The sequence below is a fragment of the Dictyoglomus sp. GBS genome (assembly GCF_055179815.1).
In genome coordinates this window covers 1213856-1233168 of the sequence record NZ_CM143687.1, presented here as the reverse complement: position 1 = coordinate 1233168, position 19313 = coordinate 1213856, and the positions used below count along the sequence as shown (strand labels likewise).

Annotated in this window: 18 protein-coding genes and 1 tRNA gene; all 19 read left to right on the top strand. The window is 32.6% G+C overall.

Features of this window, described 5'->3' with window-relative positions; genetic code table 11:
- Window positions 1–10: 10 nt before the first annotated feature.
- The 19 genes from dapA (at window position 11) to gatA (ending at window position 19311) form a co-directional block, all read left to right on the top strand.
- On the top strand, window positions 11–907 hold the full coding sequence (gene dapA / locus ACY3IT_RS06095; RefSeq protein WP_463082078.1) for a 4-hydroxy-tetrahydrodipicolinate synthase: 897 nt from the start codon (window positions 11–13) through the stop codon (window positions 905–907).
- A complete protein-coding gene (locus ACY3IT_RS06090; protein ID WP_463082077.1) occupies window positions 897–2540 on the top strand; it encodes a ribonuclease J in 1644 nt (547 codons plus the stop codon). The genes dapA and ACY3IT_RS06090 overlap by 11 nt, the downstream gene beginning before the upstream one ends.
- Window positions 2528–4477: a DNA translocase FtsK gene (locus ACY3IT_RS06085; protein WP_463082076.1), complete on the top strand. Its 1950-nt coding sequence runs from the start codon at window positions 2528–2530 to the stop codon at window positions 4475–4477. Before ACY3IT_RS06090 ends, ACY3IT_RS06085 begins: the two co-directional genes overlap by 13 nt.
- 75 nt (window positions 4478–4552) lie before the next feature.
- Window positions 4553–5563: a BMP family lipoprotein gene (locus ACY3IT_RS06080; RefSeq protein ID WP_463082075.1), complete on the top strand. Its 1011-nt coding sequence runs from the start codon at window positions 4553–4555 to the stop codon at window positions 5561–5563.
- 64 nt (window positions 5564–5627) lie between these two features.
- The gene (locus ACY3IT_RS06075) at window positions 5628–7160 is read left to right on the top strand and encodes an ABC transporter ATP-binding protein (RefSeq protein WP_463082074.1); all 1533 of its coding nucleotides are present in this window, start codon (window positions 5628–5630) and stop codon (window positions 7158–7160) included.
- Complete coding sequence (locus ACY3IT_RS06070; RefSeq protein ID WP_463082073.1) at window positions 7157–8260, top strand: ABC transporter permease; 1104 nt, start codon at window positions 7157–7159, stop codon at window positions 8258–8260. The genes ACY3IT_RS06075 and ACY3IT_RS06070 overlap by 4 nt, the downstream gene beginning before the upstream one ends.
- Window positions 8253–9179 (top strand): ABC transporter permease, encoded by a 927-nt coding sequence (locus ACY3IT_RS06065; RefSeq protein WP_463082072.1) that lies wholly within the window; start codon window positions 8253–8255, stop codon window positions 9177–9179. Before ACY3IT_RS06070 ends, ACY3IT_RS06065 begins: the two co-directional genes overlap by 8 nt.
- A complete protein-coding gene (locus tag ACY3IT_RS06060) occupies window positions 9160–9822 on the top strand; it encodes a lysophospholipid acyltransferase family protein (RefSeq protein ID WP_463082071.1) in 663 nt (220 codons plus the stop codon). Before ACY3IT_RS06065 ends, ACY3IT_RS06060 begins: the two co-directional genes overlap by 20 nt.
- Entirely contained in the window at window positions 9809–10444 is a 636-nt protein-coding gene (locus ACY3IT_RS06055; RefSeq protein ID WP_463082070.1) for a lysophospholipid acyltransferase family protein, read from the top strand. The genes ACY3IT_RS06060 and ACY3IT_RS06055 overlap by 14 nt, the downstream gene beginning before the upstream one ends.
- Window positions 10441–11292, top strand: a complete 852-nt coding sequence (ispH, locus tag ACY3IT_RS06050; RefSeq protein WP_463082069.1) for a 4-hydroxy-3-methylbut-2-enyl diphosphate reductase — start codon at window positions 10441–10443, stop codon at window positions 11290–11292. Before ACY3IT_RS06055 ends, ispH begins: the two co-directional genes overlap by 4 nt.
- Entirely contained in the window at window positions 11250–12596 is a 1347-nt protein-coding gene (gene der / locus ACY3IT_RS06045) for a ribosome biogenesis GTPase Der (protein ID WP_463083633.1), read from the top strand. The genes ispH and der overlap by 43 nt, the downstream gene beginning before the upstream one ends.
- 5 nt (window positions 12597–12601) lie before the next feature.
- A complete protein-coding gene (plsY, locus tag ACY3IT_RS06040) occupies window positions 12602–13207 on the top strand; it encodes a glycerol-3-phosphate 1-O-acyltransferase PlsY (protein WP_463082068.1) in 606 nt (201 codons plus the stop codon).
- Window positions 13189–14229: an NAD(P)H-dependent glycerol-3-phosphate dehydrogenase gene (locus ACY3IT_RS06035; RefSeq protein WP_463082067.1), complete on the top strand. Its 1041-nt coding sequence runs from the start codon at window positions 13189–13191 to the stop codon at window positions 14227–14229. Before plsY ends, ACY3IT_RS06035 begins: the two co-directional genes overlap by 19 nt.
- Window positions 14230–14288: 59 nt before the next feature.
- On the top strand, window positions 14289–15356 hold the full coding sequence (recA, locus tag ACY3IT_RS06030; protein WP_463082066.1) for a recombinase RecA: 1068 nt from the start codon (window positions 14289–14291) through the stop codon (window positions 15354–15356).
- Between the two features lie 61 nt (window positions 15357–15417).
- Window positions 15418–15505, top strand: a tRNA-Leu gene (locus ACY3IT_RS06025).
- 75 nt (window positions 15506–15580) lie between these two features.
- Complete coding sequence (locus ACY3IT_RS06020) at window positions 15581–16567, top strand: ABC transporter ATP-binding protein (protein ID WP_463082065.1); 987 nt, start codon at window positions 15581–15583, stop codon at window positions 16565–16567.
- Entirely contained in the window at window positions 16564–17553 is a 990-nt protein-coding gene (locus tag ACY3IT_RS06015) for an ABC transporter ATP-binding protein (protein ID WP_463082064.1), read from the top strand. Before ACY3IT_RS06020 ends, ACY3IT_RS06015 begins: the two co-directional genes overlap by 4 nt.
- Window positions 17531–17857: an Asp-tRNA(Asn)/Glu-tRNA(Gln) amidotransferase subunit GatC gene (gatC, locus tag ACY3IT_RS06010; protein ID WP_463082063.1), complete on the top strand. Its 327-nt coding sequence runs from the start codon at window positions 17531–17533 to the stop codon at window positions 17855–17857. The genes ACY3IT_RS06015 and gatC overlap by 23 nt, the downstream gene beginning before the upstream one ends.
- A 5-nt stretch (window positions 17858–17862) precedes the next feature.
- The gene (gene gatA / locus ACY3IT_RS06005; RefSeq protein WP_463082062.1) at window positions 17863–19311 is read left to right on the top strand and encodes an Asp-tRNA(Asn)/Glu-tRNA(Gln) amidotransferase subunit GatA; all 1449 of its coding nucleotides are present in this window, start codon (window positions 17863–17865) and stop codon (window positions 19309–19311) included.
- Window positions 19312–19313 lie beyond the last annotated feature (2 nt).

Sequence of the window (19313 nt, the reverse complement as noted above, 5' to 3'; positions counted from 1 at the left end):
GGTAAAGCTTATGATTCATTTTGGTTCATTAATTACTGCTATGATAACACCTTTCAGTAACGATGATGAAATAAACTGGAAAGAAGTAGATAGAATAGTAGATAAGCTTTTAGAGGATGGCAGTGATAGCATTCTTGTATCTGGTACTACAGGCGAAGCTCCAACATTGTCTAAGAAGGAAAAATTAGAACTTTTTGCACGAATAAAAGAAAGAGTAGGAAACAAAGCTAAAGTAATTGCAGGAACAACTACTTATTGTACAAAAGAATCGATAGAACTTACAAAGGAAGCAGAAAAAATTGGGGTAGATGGTATTTTAGCTACTGCACCATATTATAATAGACCACCTCAAGATGGATTGTATTTACATTTTGCAAAAATAGCATCTGAAACATCACTACCAATCATTGTTTATAATATCCCATCCAGAACAGCAGTTAATGTTCTTCCTGAAACATTAAAAAGATTAGCCAATGATTACTCTAATATTGTGGGTGTTAAGGAAGCAAGCGGTGATATGAATCAAATTTCTACTATAAGAAGAATTCTACCACACCCCTTCTTACTATATAGTGGAGATGACTCTATGACTTTACCTCTTTTAAGTGTGGGGGGAGATGGGGTGATAAGTGTAGCATCCCATATTGTAGGAAAAGAAATAAAAGAAATGATAAATAGCTATTTTAAAGGTGATGTAAATAGAGCATCTGAATTACATCTGAAACTTTTACCTATATTTAGGGTACTTTTTGTAACCACCAATCCTATACCTTTGAAAGAGGCATTAAATTTATTAGGGTATAATGTAGGTAAATGTAGACTTCCACTAAACCCTATAGATGCGAAAAGTAGAGCTGATCTTATAAAAGTATTGAAAGAGTATGGATTTGAAGTAAATGAAGGATAAGTTGAAGATTATACCTCTTGGAGGATTTGGAGAAATTGGGAAAAATATGTTGGCTATCCAATACCAGGATAGTATTTTGGTTGTAGATGCAGGGTTAATGTTTCCTGATGGTGACATGTTAGGTATTGATTTCATAATACCAGATATCTCATATTTGGTCTCTAATAAAGAGAAAGTTAAAGCTATTTTTGTAACTCATGGACATGAAGATCACGTAGGAGCTTTACCATATATTTTAAAAGATATAAATGTGCCTATTTACGGAACTTCTTTGACCCTGGGACTTATAGAGAGAAAACTGGAAGAATTTGGGTATAAGGCAACCCTGAAGAGGATTGTACCTGGAGAGTCTATAGAAATATCACCCTTTATAATTGAAACTTTCAGGCAAACCCATAGTATACCAGATACTGTTGGACTTGCTATTAATACACCAGTAGGATTAGTAGTTATAAGTGGAGATTTTAAACTTGATCAGAATCCCATAGATGGTATAACTCCTGATTTTAAAAAGATGGCTGAACTTGCCGGAAGAGGTGTTCTTGCCCTTTTTTGTGATACTACAAATATTGAACAACCGGGTACAACTCCTTCTGAAAGTCTTGTTAAAAGCACTTTTGAAAATATATTTGCATCTACGAAAAGTAGGATTTTTCTTGTTACTTTTGCTTCTAACTTTCATAGAATACAACAAGCTATAAATATGGCTCATAAATTTGGTAGAAAAGTAGCTATTGCTGGTAAAAGCTTAATAAACAATATAGAAGTAGGGAAGAAATTAGGATACTTAGATATACCAGATAATCTTATTATGAATATTAGAGAGGTAAATAATCTTCCTCCTGAAAAGGTGTTGGTACTTTCCACTGGAAGTCAAGGAGAAACTTATTCTGCATTATCACTTCTTACTAATCATTCCTATAAACAACTTTCTTTGCAACCTGGAGATACTGTTATTCTTGCTACAAAGCCTATACCAGGAAACGAAGTAATTGTGTATAGATTGGTAGATCAGCTTTTTAGAAAAGGGATTGAGGTAATATATGGAAAAGATGCAGGAGTACATGTATCAGGTCATGCTGCTCAGGAAGAGATAAAGCTTTTAATAAATATTCTAAAACCTAAATATCTTATACCCTATCATGGAGAATATAGGCATTTAGTATTACTTAAAAAGTTAGGTAAAGATTTAGGTTTCTCTGAAGATAGAATAATTCTGATGGAAGATGGTGATGTTTTAGAATTAGATCAACAAACAGCTAAAATAGTTGATCATATAGAACTTTCTAATGTTTATGTGGATGGGTTAAGTGTGGGAGATGTTGGAAATATTGTTCTTAGAGAAAGAAGAGCATTAGCAGAAGATGGAGTATTAGTAATAGGTGTTTTATTAGATAGTGCTACTGGGTTAATTCTTGAAGGACCTGAGATAATATCTAAGGGTTTCATATTTATGAAGGAATCTGAAGAATTAATAGAAGAAGCTAAAGAGGTCGTTAGAGAATTATTTAAGAAGAAAATTAAAAATGGTAATGTAAGTAAGGAAGTATTAGTAAAGACCTATCTGGAAAACTTTTTTAATGAAGAAATAAGAAGAAAGCCTGTAATAATTCCTTTAGTATGGGAAATATAGTTATGGAGAAACATAGGCTTATAGGAATAATTATCTTCTCTATTGTTATATTTATCTTTATGGCTTGGTTATTTCCTGATGCAAGCGGTCGTTTAGGGAAAACTATAATAGACTTTTTAACTTGTGTTTTTGGTATATACCTAATTCCTTTGTTTCTTTATCTAACAAGTATTTCATTTCTGCTCATTAAAAAGGACTATCAACCAAATATTTTAAAGGCTTTATTGTTTTATTTTTTATCTTTATTGCTTCTAATTTCGATCTTGATACATATTTTTAATCTTCAAGATCATGGTAAATTTATTGGAAGATTATCTTTTAACATATATCAATATGTGGGAATAGGTGGATACATACTATTAACTTTGTTTTTTACTTTTTTAGGATTTCTCTTTTATCCATCCTTTGAAATTTTTAATAAAAAAAAGACTCTTTCAAAGGAAGAAAAAGTAGTAAAAAGAAAGAAAGAAGGAAAGATTGATAGGATACAAAATAGAGAGCAAGCCAAATTTATAAATACTTCTCAAAAACCTGTTACTAAAGAATTTTCTATCCCTCTAAATATTCTTTCCTATTCTGCTCAAAAAAATGATGAGGAAAACTATGAAAAAATGGCTCGTAGTTTGGAGGAAACTCTTAAAAGCTTTAAAATAGAAGCTAAGGTTAAAGACTGGAATATTGGACCTTCTGTTGTGAGATATAATATATCTATACCTCCTGGAGTTAGAGTAAGTAGAATTTTGAGTCTTTCTAATGATTTAGCTTTAGCTCTTGCAGTACCAAGTGTAAGATTTGAGGCTCCAGTTCCCGGTGAATCAGTTATAGGAATTGAAATTCCAAGAAGCAAGCCAGTTAAAGTATATTTGAGGGAAATCTTAGAGAGTGATGTTTTTAAAAAATCTGTTCATCCATTAACTATAGCTCTTGGAAAGGATTTGATTGGAAATATAAAAGTTGGTAACCTTGCAGAAATGCTCCATCTTTTGATTGCTGGTACTACAGGTTCTGGTAAAAGTATGTTTATTAATTCTTTAATTTTAAGTCTTTTATACAAAAATTCCCCTGAAAATTTGAATCTCATTCTTATAGATCCAAAAAGAGTAGAATTATCAATGTATAATAAACTATTAGGTAAATATATGAGACACAAAGTTGTGGTTGAACCTAAAAAAGCTGTTTATGCGTTAAGATGGGCAGTTTCAGAGATGGAAAGGAGATACGAGGTATTTGAAAAATTGGAAGTAAGAAACATAGATGAATATAAAAATCTTTCTCAAATAGAAGAAAATTTACCCTATATAGTAATTATTATAGATGAATTGAATGATCTTATGATGATAGCTCCAAAGGAAATTGAGGATTTAATATGTAGAATAGCTCAAAAAGCAAGAGCTGCTGGTATGCATTTAGTGGTTGCTACTCAGAGACCCTCTACAGATGTAATAACAGGCCTTATAAAGGCTAACATTCCTTCTCGTATTGCTTTTGCGGTATCATCACAAATAGATTCAAGAATAATATTGGATGATGCAGGTGCTGAAAAACTTATAGGAAGGGGAGATATGCTATTTCATCCAATAACAAGCAGTCATCCTATAAGGCTCCAAGCACCTTATGTGGAAGACAAAGATATCAAAAATGTGGTATCATATATCGTAGAAAATTTTGGAAATTTAAATTATGATATTATTACCTTTGAAGAGAAAGAAGAGACAGAAGGAAAAGAGATTGAGGAATTTGGAGATCCACTTCTACCAAAAGTTATAGAACTTTTGAAGGGAAAAAAAGTAATTTCTACATCTTATATTCAAAGAAAATTTAGTATAGGTTATAATAGGGCAGCAAGAATATTAGATATATTAGAAGAAAAGGGTTATGTAGCATCACAAGGAGAGGGGAAACCAAGAAGAGTATTAAGGGGAGGTGATGACATCTAGTAAGATTAAGAATTTAGAATTTTAAGGGGTTGTTTGTTTTAGAAAATTTTCTCAATGGAGGAGGTTTAAATTATTATGCGTAAGTTTTTAATTACCTTTTTAGTTCTTTCTCTTATCCTATTTTCTTCTTTAGGATTTTCTGCAAAAACTATTAGAGTTGGTATAGTATATGATGTAGGTGGTAGAGGAGATAAATCTTTTAATGATGCTGCATATAATGGATTGCAAAGAGCGATTAGGGTACTTAAAGTGGAAGGAAAGGATTTAGAACCTGGTCCTGGAGGGGCGAATAGGGAAGAACTATTAAGGACCCTTGCTGAACAAAACTATGACTTAGTTATTGGTGTAGGTTTTCTTTTCACTGATGCTATTATGGCAGTAGCTAAAGATTTTCCAAAAGTAAAGTTTGCCATAGTAGATGGGGTTATAGAGGGACTTCCTAATGTTTCTTCTTTAGTATTTAATGAGCATGAAGGATCCTTCTTAGTAGGTGTTATTGCAGGTTTAATGACTAAGAGTAATATTATTGGGTTTGTAGGTGGAATGGATATTCCCTTAATACACAAGTTTGAAGTTGGGTATAAAGCTGGAGCATTGTATGTTAATCCGAAAGTAAAGGTATTGATAAATTATATTGGTGTAACAGGAGATGCATTTAAAGATCCAGTGAAAGGTAAAGAATTAGCCTTGGCACAATACAAACAAGGAGCTGACATAATTTATCATGCTTCTGGGGCATCTGGAGAAGGAGTATTTGAGGCAGCAAAAGAAACTAAGAAATATGCTATTGGAGTAGATTCTCCTCAATCTTGGATTATGCCCGATAGGATTATTACAAGTATGTTAAAGAGGGTAGATGTAGCAGTTTATGAAACCATAAAAGATGTAAAGGAAGGAAAATTTAAACCGGGAATTAGAGTTTTTGGTGCAGCAAATGGTGGGGTTGATTATGAAAAAACAAAACTTCTTCCTTTAGGTGTAATTTCAAAAGTTGAACAAGTTAAAAAAGATATAATATTAGGAAAAATCGTAGTTCCATATGATGGTAAGACCTTCGAACAATTTAAAGCAAAATATCTAAAGTAAAAATATAATTTCTTACCCCCTCTCATAATGGGAGGGGGTTTTATAAAGGGAGGTAAGAAAGTAAGTGGAAGAGATAATAAGATTAGAAGGAATCACTAAGATTTTCCCAGGAGTTGTTGCAAACGATAATGTATCCTTAACAATTTATAAGGGAGAAATTCATGCAATTGTTGGAGAAAATGGTGCTGGAAAATCTACCTTAATGAAGATAATATATGGTCTTTATAGACCAGATAAAGGTGAAATTTATATAAGTGGGAAAAAGGTTAATATACATTCTCCTAAAATTGCTATAAATTATGGTATAGGTATGGTGCATCAGCATTTTATGCTGATACCTCCTTTTACAGTTATTGAAAATATTATTTTGGGATCAGAAGTAAAAAATGGTATATCTTTAAATTTAAAAAAAGCTGAAGAGACTCTAAATGAAATTATTAATTCTCTTGGTTTTAAAATAGATTTGTATGAAAAGGTTGAAAATCTTTCTGTTGGTGAGGCCCAAAGGGTAGAAATTTTGAAACTTTTATACAGAAAGGCTGAAATATTAATTTTAGATGAACCTACAGCTGTGTTAGCTCCCCAAGAAGTAGAAGAGCTTTTCACTATTCTTAGAAAGCTTTCTTCTCAAGGGAAAACCATAATATTTATTTCTCATAAGTTGAATGAAGTCCTTGAGATATCTGATAGAGTAAGTGTAATGAGAAGAGGAAAATTAGTAAATACAGTAAATACTAAAGAAACAAATAAGTTTGAACTCGCTCAAATGATGGTAGGAAGAGAGGTTTTTCTAAAAGTTAATAAAATTAAGAGAGAAAGAGGAGGCGAAATATTTAGAGTTGAGGATATATGGGTAAGGGGAAGAAAGGGATTAGATGTAGTTAAAGGTGTATCTTTTAATATAAGAGAGGGAGAAATTTTGGGTATAGCAGGAGTTGAGGGAAATGGACAATCTGAGCTTGTAGAAGCTATAGTAGGGCTTTTACCTTTAAAAAGAGGAAAAATATTTTTTAAAAACAAGGACATAACTTTGGAAAAGATTAGACAAAGACGTCTTCTTTTTGGTCATATACCAGAGGATAGGCATAAAAGAGGATTAATCTTAGATTTCTCTGTAGCGGAGAATTGTATTTTAGGTCTTCACTATTTTAATAAATTTTCAAAGGGAATATTTATAGATTATTCAAAAGTGTATAAACATGCCAATGAAATTGTAGAGAAATATCAAGTAAAAACTCCTAACATAAAAATACCTATTAGGAATTTATCAGGTGGTAATCAACAAAAAATAGTTTTAGGAAGGGAATTAAGCTTTTTACCTGATCTTTTAATCGCAGCTCAACCAACTCGTGGTTTAGACATAGGAGCTACAGAATTTGTTCATCAACTTTTAGTAGATCTAAGAAATCAAGGAAAAGCTGTGCTTCTTGTTTCTGCGGATTTAGATGAAATTTTAAATTTAAGTGATAGAATTTTGGTAATGTATAATGGGGAAATAGTAGGATCTTTTAGTCAATCAGAAGTTGATGAAAAAGAATTAGGTTATTACATGACTGGAGTTAAGAGGCAGACTGAATTAAAGGAGGCATTAATTTGAAAAATCGGGAATTTATAGAAAACTTAATTCTCAGTATAATAAGTCCTTTAATATCAATATTTATAGCATTATTTTTTGGCGGGATTATTATTTATTTACTTGGACATAATCCATGGGAAACATATAGAGAAGTGATAAATTTTTCTCTTGGAAATCCAAATGGATGGGGTTATGTATTATTTAATACCACCTCTTTTATATTAGCTGGATTAGCAGTAGCTATTGGTTTTAAAGGAGGTCTTTTTAATATTGGTGCAGAAGGGCAAATTCTTGTAGGAGGATTAGTATCTGCTTTGGCAGGTCTTTATATAGCTCCGTTATTTCCACCCTTTCTACACTTACCCATTACTCTTGTTTTTTCTGCTTTAGGTGGAGCTATTTGGGCATTTGTTCCTGCCATATTAAAGGCAAGATTAGGGGTCCATGAAGTTATTAATACCATAATGATGAATTGGATAGGTTATGCTCTTACTAATTATTTAGTTGTTAATACTTTTAGAGAAAAAGGAGTTTTATATCCATTACCACAAACTGATAAATTGCCTCCTTCAGCAGTTCTACCTAAGCTGTATTCAATTTTTCAAAAGATAGGTATTAATATACCAGAAAGTAACCCTGTAAATTATGCATTGGTAATTGCTACATTAATGGTTATAGTTACTTACTATTTATTATGGAAAACTAAATTAGGCTATGAGATAAGAGCTTTGGGGCTTAATATACATGCATCAGAGAATGCAGGTATAAATGTGAAAAATGTCATATTGGTAACTATGTTAATAAGTGGTGCTATAGCTGGACTTGCTAGTATAAACGATGTTTTAGGATATAGATACAGATATCTTGATAATTTTTCTCACGGACTTGGTTTTACTGGAATAGCAGTTGCTCTACTTGGGAAAAATCACCCTGTAGGCATAATATTTTCTGCACTTCTTTTTGGTGCATTAAATAGAATGGCTATTGGTATGGATGTTTTTACTCATATACCAAGAGAAATAATTTCAGTCCTACAAGCAGTCATAATATTAACTATTGTGGTAAGTAACGAAGTACTCATTCGCTTTCTGAAAAAAAGGAGGAAAGTTACATATGCTTGAAACAATTTTTGCCTGGGAAACCATAACTTCTGCTATAAGAATGGCAACTCCACTTGCTTATGCATCCTTAGGGGGAGTTTTTTCGGAAAGAAGTGGAGTAGTGAATATAGCTTTAGAAGGTATTATGTTATTTGGAGCATTTTTTGCTGCAGTTGGAACATATTTTTTTAAAAATCCTTTAATTGGATTATTATTCTCTATAATTGCTGGTTCAATTGTTGCATTTATTCATGCAGTGGTATCGATTAAGTTTAGAGTAAATCAGATAGTAAGTGGTACAGCATTAAACATGTTAGCTGTTGGAGGTACCACTTTTTTGTCAAGGCTGATATTTAAAGCTGCAGGATCTTCTCCCCACATTGAGGGTTTTGTACATATAGATATTCCAGTCATTTCTAAAATCCCTGGTATAGGGTTAATTTTTAGAGACCTTTCTCCACTAATCATCCTTATGATTGTTCTTGTCTTTTTGTCCCAATATATACTGTATAGAACAGTCTTTGGTTTAAGAATAAGGGCAGTAGGTGAAAACCCACAGGCAGCAGATACATTGGGAGTAAATGTTTATAAATACAGATATATAGGTGTGCTTATAAGTGGAATTTTAGGGGGTATAGGAGGTGCCTTTCTTTCCTTAGAACATGCGAGGGTTTTTGTCGAGAATATGACCGGGGGAAGGGGTTTTATAGCTCTTGCTGCTATGATATTTGGTAATTGGAATCCTATAGGTTCCTTAGGTGCATGTTTACTTTTCGGTCTGGCTGAAGCTCTAAGAATGAGACTAGAAGGTGTAGGTATTCCAACGCAATTTATACAAATGATACCTTATATTCTTACTATGTTAGTTTTAGCAGGAGCTGTAGGAAAATCTACTCCTCCTTCGGCAGATGGAGTACCCTATGAAAAAGAGGAGATATAGGGAAAAGTTTCAAATATTTGTTTATAAAAGTATTGCAGTTGTTCTTAGAAGATTACTAAAATGGTTTTATAATTTGAAAGTGTATGGTATTGAAAATATACCATTAGAAGGGCCTGTCATTATTGCTCCTAATCATAGGAGTAGTCTCGATGTTTTGGTTATAGCTACGACCCTGCCAAGACCTATTAAGGCTTTGGGTAAAATAGAACGATTCGAATATCCCATATTTGGTAGATTTGCAAGATATTTGGGAGGAATTCCAGTTAAAAGAGAAAATATTGATTTGTCTGCTGTAAAGGATGGTTTAGAAGCTATAAGAGAAGGTGAAGTATTATTAATATTTCCAGAAGGCACGCGTTTAAGAAGAGATAATGGAGATGTTAAAATCAAAAGAGGAATTGGTTATTTTGCAGCGAAGACTAAGGCTCCTGTTATTCCTACAGCTATAATTGGAGCTGATAATATATGGCCTCCTGAGAAAAAATTTCCTCATTTATCTGGCAAAATAAAAGTAATATACTCAGAACCATTAGTTTATGAGGGTGAACATGATAGAAAGAAAGAAGAAGAATTTACGAATAAAGTGATGGAAATAATAAATCAAATTTTAATGGAAGCAAGGATAGAAAATGAAAAGGATTAAGAAGGAAATTTCCTATTTTTTCTATAAAATAATTATTTATATTGTAAGATTTCTATTAAAAATTTTATGGGGCTATAAAGTTGAAGGGAAAGAAAAGATTCCTAAAGGTTCTTTCATTGTGGTTGCTAACCATGTCAGTTTATTGGATCCTATTGTTATAGGTGCTGCCTTTGATAAGAGACTTTTTTATCTTGCTAAAAAAGAGCTTTTTAAATCAAAGATTTTCAACCCTTTTCTAAGATGGCTTGGAGCTATAGATGTAGATAGACGAGATTTTAGGTTTGAAACATGGAAAAAGATTAAAAGACTTATAAAAGGAAATGAAATAATTGTAATTTTTCCTGAGGGAACAAGAAATGAACATCCTGAGAAAGGACTTCTTGAGATAAAGGATGGAGCTTCCACTCTTGCAATTACTCATGGTCTTCCCATACTTCCGATTGGAATTAAGGGTACTGAAAAGATCTGGAGAAGAAGAAAAGTAATTCCTCAATTAGGAGGAAATATTACTATAAAAATAGGAGGACCAATTTTTGTTATAAAAAATAATAAACCTACTAAAGAAGAGATAAAAGATCTTAATGATAAGATTAAAGAAAGTATTACGGAGCTTTTAAAATGAAGGTATATTTGGTAACACCTTATGGATGGTGTTCAGGTGTTAAGAAATCTATTAGTTTAGCGGAAAAGATTTTACAAACAAAAGGTGAAGTATATACATTAGGTGCATTAGTGCATAATCCAAAAGTGATAGAAGATTTAGAAAGAAAAGGAATAAAAATTTGGAATAATAAGTCAATTCCAGAGGGAAAAAAGCTTATTGTAAGAGCTCATGGTTTGCCATATAAGGAGGTAGAAAAATATAAAGAGTATGGTAATGAAATTTATGACGCAACGTGTCCCTTGGTTAAGAAGGTACAAAAATTAGCTGAATTTTTAAAAAAAAATGGTTATAAAGTATTAATTGTTGGCGAGAAAAAACATCCAGAAGTGATTGGTATAATGAGTTATGCTGAAGAAAAAGGCATAGTAATTGAAAATATTAATGATGCTATAATGGTAGAGTCATTTCCTAAAATAGGTATAGTTATTCAGACGACTCAAAGTTGGGAAGAGGTGGAAGAGATTATAAAGTTAATACTAACTAAAGGGAAGGAAATTAGGATTTTCAATACCATATGTCCTGAAGTTGAGAAAAGGCAGGAAAAGGCAAAGATATTATCAGAAATGGTAGAATTAGTGTTAGTTCTTGGAGGAAGAAATAGTGCTAATACAAGAAGATTGTATAATATTTTAGTTAAAAGTGTGCCTACTTATCATATAGAAAACTTAGAAGAAATTGATATGGAATGGTTTGATAATAAACAAAAAATTGGTATTATAACAGGCACATCTACACCAGATGCTTTTGTAGAGGAGGTTTTAAAATTATTAGAAACCCATCATCCCTTAGAGATACATTTGGTATAGAAGTAGGAATCCCTGTAGTAAGTATTGTAGGAAGGCCTAATGTAGGAAAATCTGTGCTCTTTAATAGAATTGCAGGAGAGGAAAAAGCTATAGTTGCTGATGAGCCTGGAGTTACTAGGGATCCTTTAGTGCACCTTTGCGAATATAAAGGTAAGTTTTTTTATCTTATAGATTCAGCAGGATATGGATTAAATGATGATTTAAGTGAACTTGTTAAAGAAAAAATATATGAAGTGATTGAAATAAGTGATCTTATACTATTTGTGGTAGATGGAAGGTCAGAGCTTACTTCTCTTGATTTTGAATTTGCTGAGATTCTTAGGAAATCTGGAAAAAAGATAATTTTAGTAGTAAATAAAATGGAAGGAAGAATTGATTCTGAAATTTATCTTTCTCCTTTTACTGTGTTGGGTTTAGGTGAACCTTTCCCTATCTCTGCTATTCATAAACAAAATCTTACTGAGCTTATTGAGAAAATATTATCCCTTATTCCAAATGTAGAAGTAGGAAAAGAAGAACAGTTAATAAAATTTGCTTTTGTAGGTAGACCAAATAGCGGTAAATCATCCTTAGTAAATACCTTGATAGGTAAATATAGGAATATTGTTAGTGAAATTCCTGGAACTACCAGAGATACAGTGGATATAATATGGGAATTTAATGGAAAGAAATACATGATTCTTGATACTCCAGGATTAAGAAGGCCCTCAAGAATTGAAGAAGAGCTCGAAGAATTATCAGTAAGAAAAGCATTAAATACTATAAAAAGATTGGATGTAGCTATAATGGTTGTTGACCTTTCGATAGGAATTAGAGATCAAGAGAAAAGAATTTTGCATTATATTGAAGATAAGGGAAAATCTTGTTTAATTGTTTTTAATAAAACAGATTTATTTCCCTCTTTGAAAGAAAGAAGAGAGTTTGAAAAAATAGTTCCAAGTTTACTTTCTCCTTTCGATTATTTTCCCTTTATATTTACATCTGCCCTTACTGGATATAATGTAAAAAAGATTATTCCTTGGGTAGACAAATTGTATGGACTAAGTCATATGAGAATTCCTACATCTCAAATTAATATGGCAATTCAAGAAGCTTTAAGTAGAGTTTCCTTCTCAAAAAAGGGTAAAAGCTTGAAAATTTATTATGCCACACAGGTTGAAACTTCTCCTCCAAGAATAGTCTTCTTCGTAAATGAACCAGAAATCATGAATAAGAATGTTCAAAAATATTTTGAAAAGTATATTAGAAATTACTTTTCTTGGACAGGTACTCCTATAAAAATAGAAGTAAGAAAGAGGGAGTAAAAGCCATGATCACAAAAATCTTATTAATGTTGATTTCTTATCTATTAGGATCTATACCTAGTGCATTAATTGTGGGTAAACTTTGGAAAGGTATAGACGTAAGAAAACATGGAAGTGGTAATTTAGGTGCTACTAATGTTCTTAGAGTGCTTGGATGGGGACCTGCTATTATTACAGCCTTAATGGATGTGGGTAAGGGAGTTTTAGCTGTATATCTTGCAACATTTATCCTTAAAAATGATCATATAGCTATTTTATTATGTGTTATCTCTGCAGTAATAGGACATTCTTTTCCTATATTTGCTGATTTTAGAGGAGGAAGAAGTGTAGGGATTTCTTTTGGTATTCTTTTTTATCTTTTCCCTAAAACCTCTTTGACTGTTCTGATAATTGCCATAATAATTGTGAGTATAACAAAATACAAATCAATAGCTTCTATAACCTCTGCTATTATTTATCCTTTTATTTTATATTCTTTAGAAAGACCAGTAATGGAATATATGATTTGTGTGGTAATCGTATGTCTTTTTATTATTTATAGACATATACCTAATATTAGGAGGCTTATAAGAGGGGAGGAACATAAAATAGATTGGAGAATAAAAAGATAAAAATTACAGTTTTTGGTGGAGGAAGTTGGGGAACCACATTAGCAGATATATTATCGGAAAAGAATTATGATGTAACTCTTTGGGTACGAGATAGCAAAAAGGCGAAAATTATAGAAGAAAAAAAAGAAAATATCTTTTATCTTCAAGGGTATAAGTTAAATCCCAATTTAAAGATTACAAGTGATATAGAATTAGCCACAAAGGATACTCTGATAGCAATTTTGAGTATTCCTGTTCAAGGCTTGAGAGATTTTATTAGATCGAATAGATATTATCTTACCCATATTCCATATTTTGTTAACACTGGAAAAGGTATAGATATAGAAACTCTTAAAAGGCCTTCTGAAATAATAATGGAAGAGCTTAATATTGAACAGGGACAAGTTGCTATTTTTTCGGGTCCAAGTTTTGCAAAAGAGGTGATGGAAAGAAAACCCTTAGCTATGGTGATTGCTTCTCCAAGTATTGTAACTGCAGAATTTCTACAAAATATTTTTAATATGGATTTTATGAGAGTATATAGAAGTGATGATATAGTAGGTGTGGAATTAGGAGGTGCTCTGAAGAACGTAATTGCAATAGCAGCTGGAATATCGGATGGTTTAAATTTTGGATATAATGCAAAAGCAAGTCTTATTACAAGAGGTTTGGCAGAAATTAATAGGTTTGCTATTTTATTTGGAGCTAATCCTTTTACTATACTCGGTCTTTCTGGACTTGGAGATTTGGTACTTACAGCTACAAGTACTTTAAGTAGAAATTGGAGGGTAGGAAAATATGTAGGAGAAGGGAAAAGTTTACAGGAGGCATTATCTGAACTTCATGGTATGGTAGCAGAAGGAGTTTATACTGTAAAATCAGTTTATAATCTTTCCCAGAAATATAATATCTATATGCCTATTACTGAAGAAGTTTATGAAGTATTGTATAGTGGAAAATCCCCTAAATCAGCTCTAATAAGTCTTTTATCAAAAGAACTAAAACGCGAAATTGACGAAAATTTTCAAATTAACTTGTTATAAAAAATTACTCTTGTTATAATACTTTTAGAAATATAAAAAATTTTGAGGTGTATTAAAGTATGGAAAAAGAGAAAGCATTAGAATCAGCAATTTTTCAGATTGAGAAACAATTTGGAAAAGGCTCCATAATGAAATTAGGAAGTAATGAGAGATATGAGGTACCGGTCATACCGACTGGTATTCTTACCTTGGATTATGCTTTAGGAGTTGGAGGAGTTCCGAGAGGAAGAATTATTGAACTCTTTGGACCAGAAGGTTCTGGTAAGACAACAGTTGCCTTACAGATTATTGCTTCTGCTCAAAAACAAGGCGGAATTGCTGCTTTTATAGATGCTGAACATGCTTTTGATCCAAATTATGCAAAAAGAATAGGAGTAAATTTAGAAAATCTTCTTATCTCACAACCAGATACTGGAGAACAAGCATTAGAAATTGCTGAGATTCTTGTAAGAAGTGGCAGTGTAGATGTGATTGTCATAGATTCAGTAGCTGCTTTAGTGCCAAGAGCGGAGCTTGAGGGAGAGATGGGAGATGCCTTTATAGGTTTGCAAGCAAGACTTATGTCTCAAGCTTTGAGAAAGTTAACTGGAGTTATTAGCAAATCTAAAACTGTAGCCATATTTATCAATCAATTAAGAGAAAAAGTAGGAGTTTTCTTTGGAAATCCCGAAACTACACCTGGAGGAAGAGCTTTAAAATTCTATGCTTCAGTTCGTATTGATGTAAGGAAAGCAGAATCAATGAAAGAAGGAAGTGAGGTTACAGGGACAAAAGTAAAAGTTAAAGTTGTAAAGAACAAAGTAGCTCCTCCATTTAAAGAAGGTGAATTTGAATTAATATATGGTGAGGGAATATCAAGAGAAGGATGTATATTGGATGCTGGAGTAGAAGCAAAAGTTATTGAAAGAAGTGGTACATGGTATATATACAAAGATATAAGATTAGGGCAGGGTAGGGAGAATGCAAAAACATATCTTAAAGAGCATCCAGAACTTGCTGATGAGATAGAAAGAGAAATAAGAAAGATATGGGGTTTTGAAACTTCTCAAGTATCAGGAGAACCCAAAGAGAGTGAGAAAACAGAGACAAAAGAAGAAAAGACTACAAAAAGATCTTCTTCTAAATAACAAAATTATCTTAGAATCTTGACATCGGTTTATAGTATTTATATAATCAAAATCAAGAAATGCCGAGGTGGTGGAATTTGGCAGACACGTAGCATTGAGGGTGCTATGGGCTTACGCCCGTCCGGGTTCAAATCCCGGCCTCGGCACCAAATTAGAATATGAAACTCTTCCCCAATACTCAGGGAAGGGTTTTATTTTAATTAGCTGACGGAGGAATCATTGTTGTGGAAGATTGTTTGTTAGAGGTAAAAAATCTAAGAACATATTTTTTTACAGATGAAGGAATCGTTAAAGCAGTAGATGATGTATCCTTTGGTTTAAAAAAGGGAGAGAGTTTAGGAATTGTGGGAGAATCAGGAAGTGGTAAAAGTGTAACTGCTCTCTCTATCATGAGACTCATACAAGATCCTCCTGGAAAGATTGTTGGTGGAGAGATAATATTTAGAGGAGAAGATCTTCTTAAAAAGAAAGAAGAGGAAATGAGAGAGGTGCGCGGGAACAAAATATCTATGATATTTCAAGATCCAATGACCTCTCTCAATCCTGTTTTTACAATAGGGGATCAAATAATGGAAGCTATAATTCTACACCAAAAACTAGATAAGGTTTCAGCAAGAAAAAAAGCTATTGAGATGTTAGAACTTGTTAGAATACCGGAGGCATCTAAAAGAATTGATGAATATCCTCATCAATTTAGTGGTGGAATGAGACAAAGAGTAATGATAGCAATTGCACTATCATGTAGTCCTGAAATCCTTATAGCTGATGAGCCTACTACTGCTTTAGATGTTACAATTCAAGCTCAGATTATAGAATTAATTAAACAACTTCAAAAAGAATTAGGAATGTCTCTTATATTAATAACTCACGATATGGGAATAGTAGCAGAAACTTGTAAAAATGTGCTTGTTATGTATGCTGGGAAAGTAGTTGAGTTTGCTGATGTACGTACTATCTTCAAAAAGCCATCTCATCCTTATACAATTGGACTTCTTGAATCAGTGCCAAGGCTTGATGTAAGGAAAGAAAGATTGAAGGCTATAGAAGGTCAACCTCCAGATCTTGTTGCCCTTCCAAGTTATTGCTATTATGCTGAAAGGTGTCCTTATAAAACTGATAGATGTTTAGAAGAAATACCTGATTTAATTGAGGTAGAACCTGGGCATTATTCTCGCTGTTTTTATGCTAAGGGAATTGGAGTGAAAGTATGAATAACTATACAGATGATGTAATTTTAGAAGTCAGAAATCTAAAAAAATATTTTCCAATAAAAAGTGGCATCGTTTTTTCAAAACATGTGGGAGATGTAAAAGCTGTAGATGGACTAAGCTTTTATATTAGAAGGGGAGAAACATTAGGTCTTGTAGGAGAATCAGGTTGTGGGAAAAGTACGGTAGCGAGAACTATTATAAGACTTTTAGATCCTACAGATGGTGAAATTATTTTCGATGGGGTAGATATATCAAAACTTCCCCATAGTGCTCTAAGAAGAATAAGAAAAGATATGCAAATTATATTCCAAGATCCATATTCATCATTAAATCCAAGAATGACTATAAGTGAAATAATAGGTGAACCGTTACAAGTTCATAAAATAGTATCTTCTTCAAAAGAGAGAGAGAAGAGGGTACAAGAGTTATTAGAACTTGTAGGTCTTGCTCCTTACCATGCAACCCGTTATCCTCATGAATTTTCTGGGGGTCAAAGGCAAAGGATTGGAATAGCAAGAGCCCTTGCATTAAATCCAAAATTTATAGTTGCTGACGAACCAACATCTGCATTGGATGTATCTATAAGATCTCAGATTATAAATTTACTTCAAGATTTACAAAAAGAATTTAAATTAACTTATTTATTTATATCTCACGATTTAGCTGTTATAAGACATATATGTGATAGGATAGCTGTTATGTACTTAGGTAAGATTGTAGAACTTTCAGAAAATGATGATTTATATACTTCTCCACTGCATCCTTATACTCAAGCTCTTCTTTCTGCTATACCTATACCAGATCCTGAATTAGAAGAAAAAAGAAAAAAGATAGTACTTACAGGAGATATACCAAGTCCTTTAAATCCACCAAATGGTTGTAGGTTTCATACCAGATGTCCAAGCGTAATGGATGTATGTTCAAAAGTTGAGCCTGAATTAAAAGAAGTAAAACCAAATCATTTTGTGGCTTGCCATTTATATTGATATGGAAAAACAAGATTTTAAAAATCAACTAAAGAAAACTGCTCATCTGGCGAGATTATATCTAACGCTAGAAGAAGAAGAATTATTTTCTCGTCAATTACAAAGTATTCTTGATTATTTTAATAAACTTCAAGAATTAGACACTACTAATGTAGAGCCAATGGCACATGTATTACCTTTGTCCAATGTGTGGAGAGAGGATGATATTAGAAAGAGTATTCCTAAGGAAGAAATTTTTATGAATGCCCCTGAAGTGGAGGAAGATGGATTCAAAATTCCTAGAATTTTAAAAAGGGAAGAATAATTAGTATGAGAACTCTTAAGGAATTAAAAGATTTATATAGTAAAAATGAGCTAAAAGTAAGGGAGTTAATAGATTTTTATCTAAAAAAGATAGAAGAATGGGAACCATTTATTCATGCTTTCCTTATAGTGCCTTATAATGAAATAGAAAAACAAATTAGTGAAATTGAGAAAAAACCTAAAAATTTACCTCTTTATGGAATTCCTATTGCTGTAAAGGATAATATACTTACAAAAAATATTAGGACTACTTGCGCTTCCAAAATTCTTGAAAATTTTACACCTCCATATGATGCTACTGTTATAAGAAGGCTTAAAGATAATGGAGCGATAATAATTGGAAAAACAAATTTAGATGAATTTGCCATGGGTTCCTCTACAGAAAATTCTGCTTTTGGTCCTACTAAAAACCCTTGGGATATTGAGAGAGTTCCAGGAGGGTCAAGTGGTGGATCTGCAGCATGTGTTTCAGCAGGAGAAGTACCTGTTTCGATAGGATCTGATACGGGTGGATCTATAAGGTTGCCTGCGTCTTTTACTGGAGTTATAGGATTAAAACCCACATATGGCCTTGTATCACGATATGGACTTGTAGCCTTTGCATCATCCTTAGATCAGATAGGACCTTTTGGTAGAAGAGTAGAGGATGTGGCTTTAATTCTTCAGGTTATTGCTGGATATGACCCCATGGATTCTACGTCTTCTCCTTATGAGATTCCAAATTATTTTGAAAACTTGGGTAAGAGCGTAAAGGGATGGAAAGTAGGATTCCCTGAAGAACTTTGGCAGAAAGGGGTTTCAGAGGAAGTTTTAAGAGTTCTTGACAAATCCTTTGATATATTCAAGGATTTAGGAGTTGAAATAATAGAGATATCTCTTCCTTCTATAGAATATGCCCTTTCAGTTTATTATATCATTGCTACCTCTGAAGCAAGTTCCAATTTGGCAAGATATGATGGAGTAAAGTATGGATATAGAGAAGAGGCAGAAGATCTTATATCAATGTATAAGAACACAAGAGGTCATGGCTTTGGAAGTGAAGTTAAAAGAAGAATAATATTGGGTACTTATGCTTTAAGTGCTGGGTATTATGATGCCTATTATTTAAAGGCAACAAAGGTAAGGAATTTAATTAGAAAAGAATTTGAGGAAGCATTCAAAAAAGTTGATATAATTGTTTCACCAACAAGTCCTATACTCCCATTTAAATTAGGAGAGAAGATATCTGACCCTCTTCAAATGTATCTAACCGATATAATGACTATACCAGTAAACCTTGCTGGTATTCCTGCTATCTCTATGCCTGCTGGTTTCTATAATAATCTACCTGTAGGAATTCAATTCATGAGTACTTTCTTTTCAGAAAATAGACTTCTTCAGTTTGCTTATGCATATCAAGAAATGATGGATTTTTCAAGTAAATACCCAACTCTTCCTCAAAAGAGGAGGACTTAAAA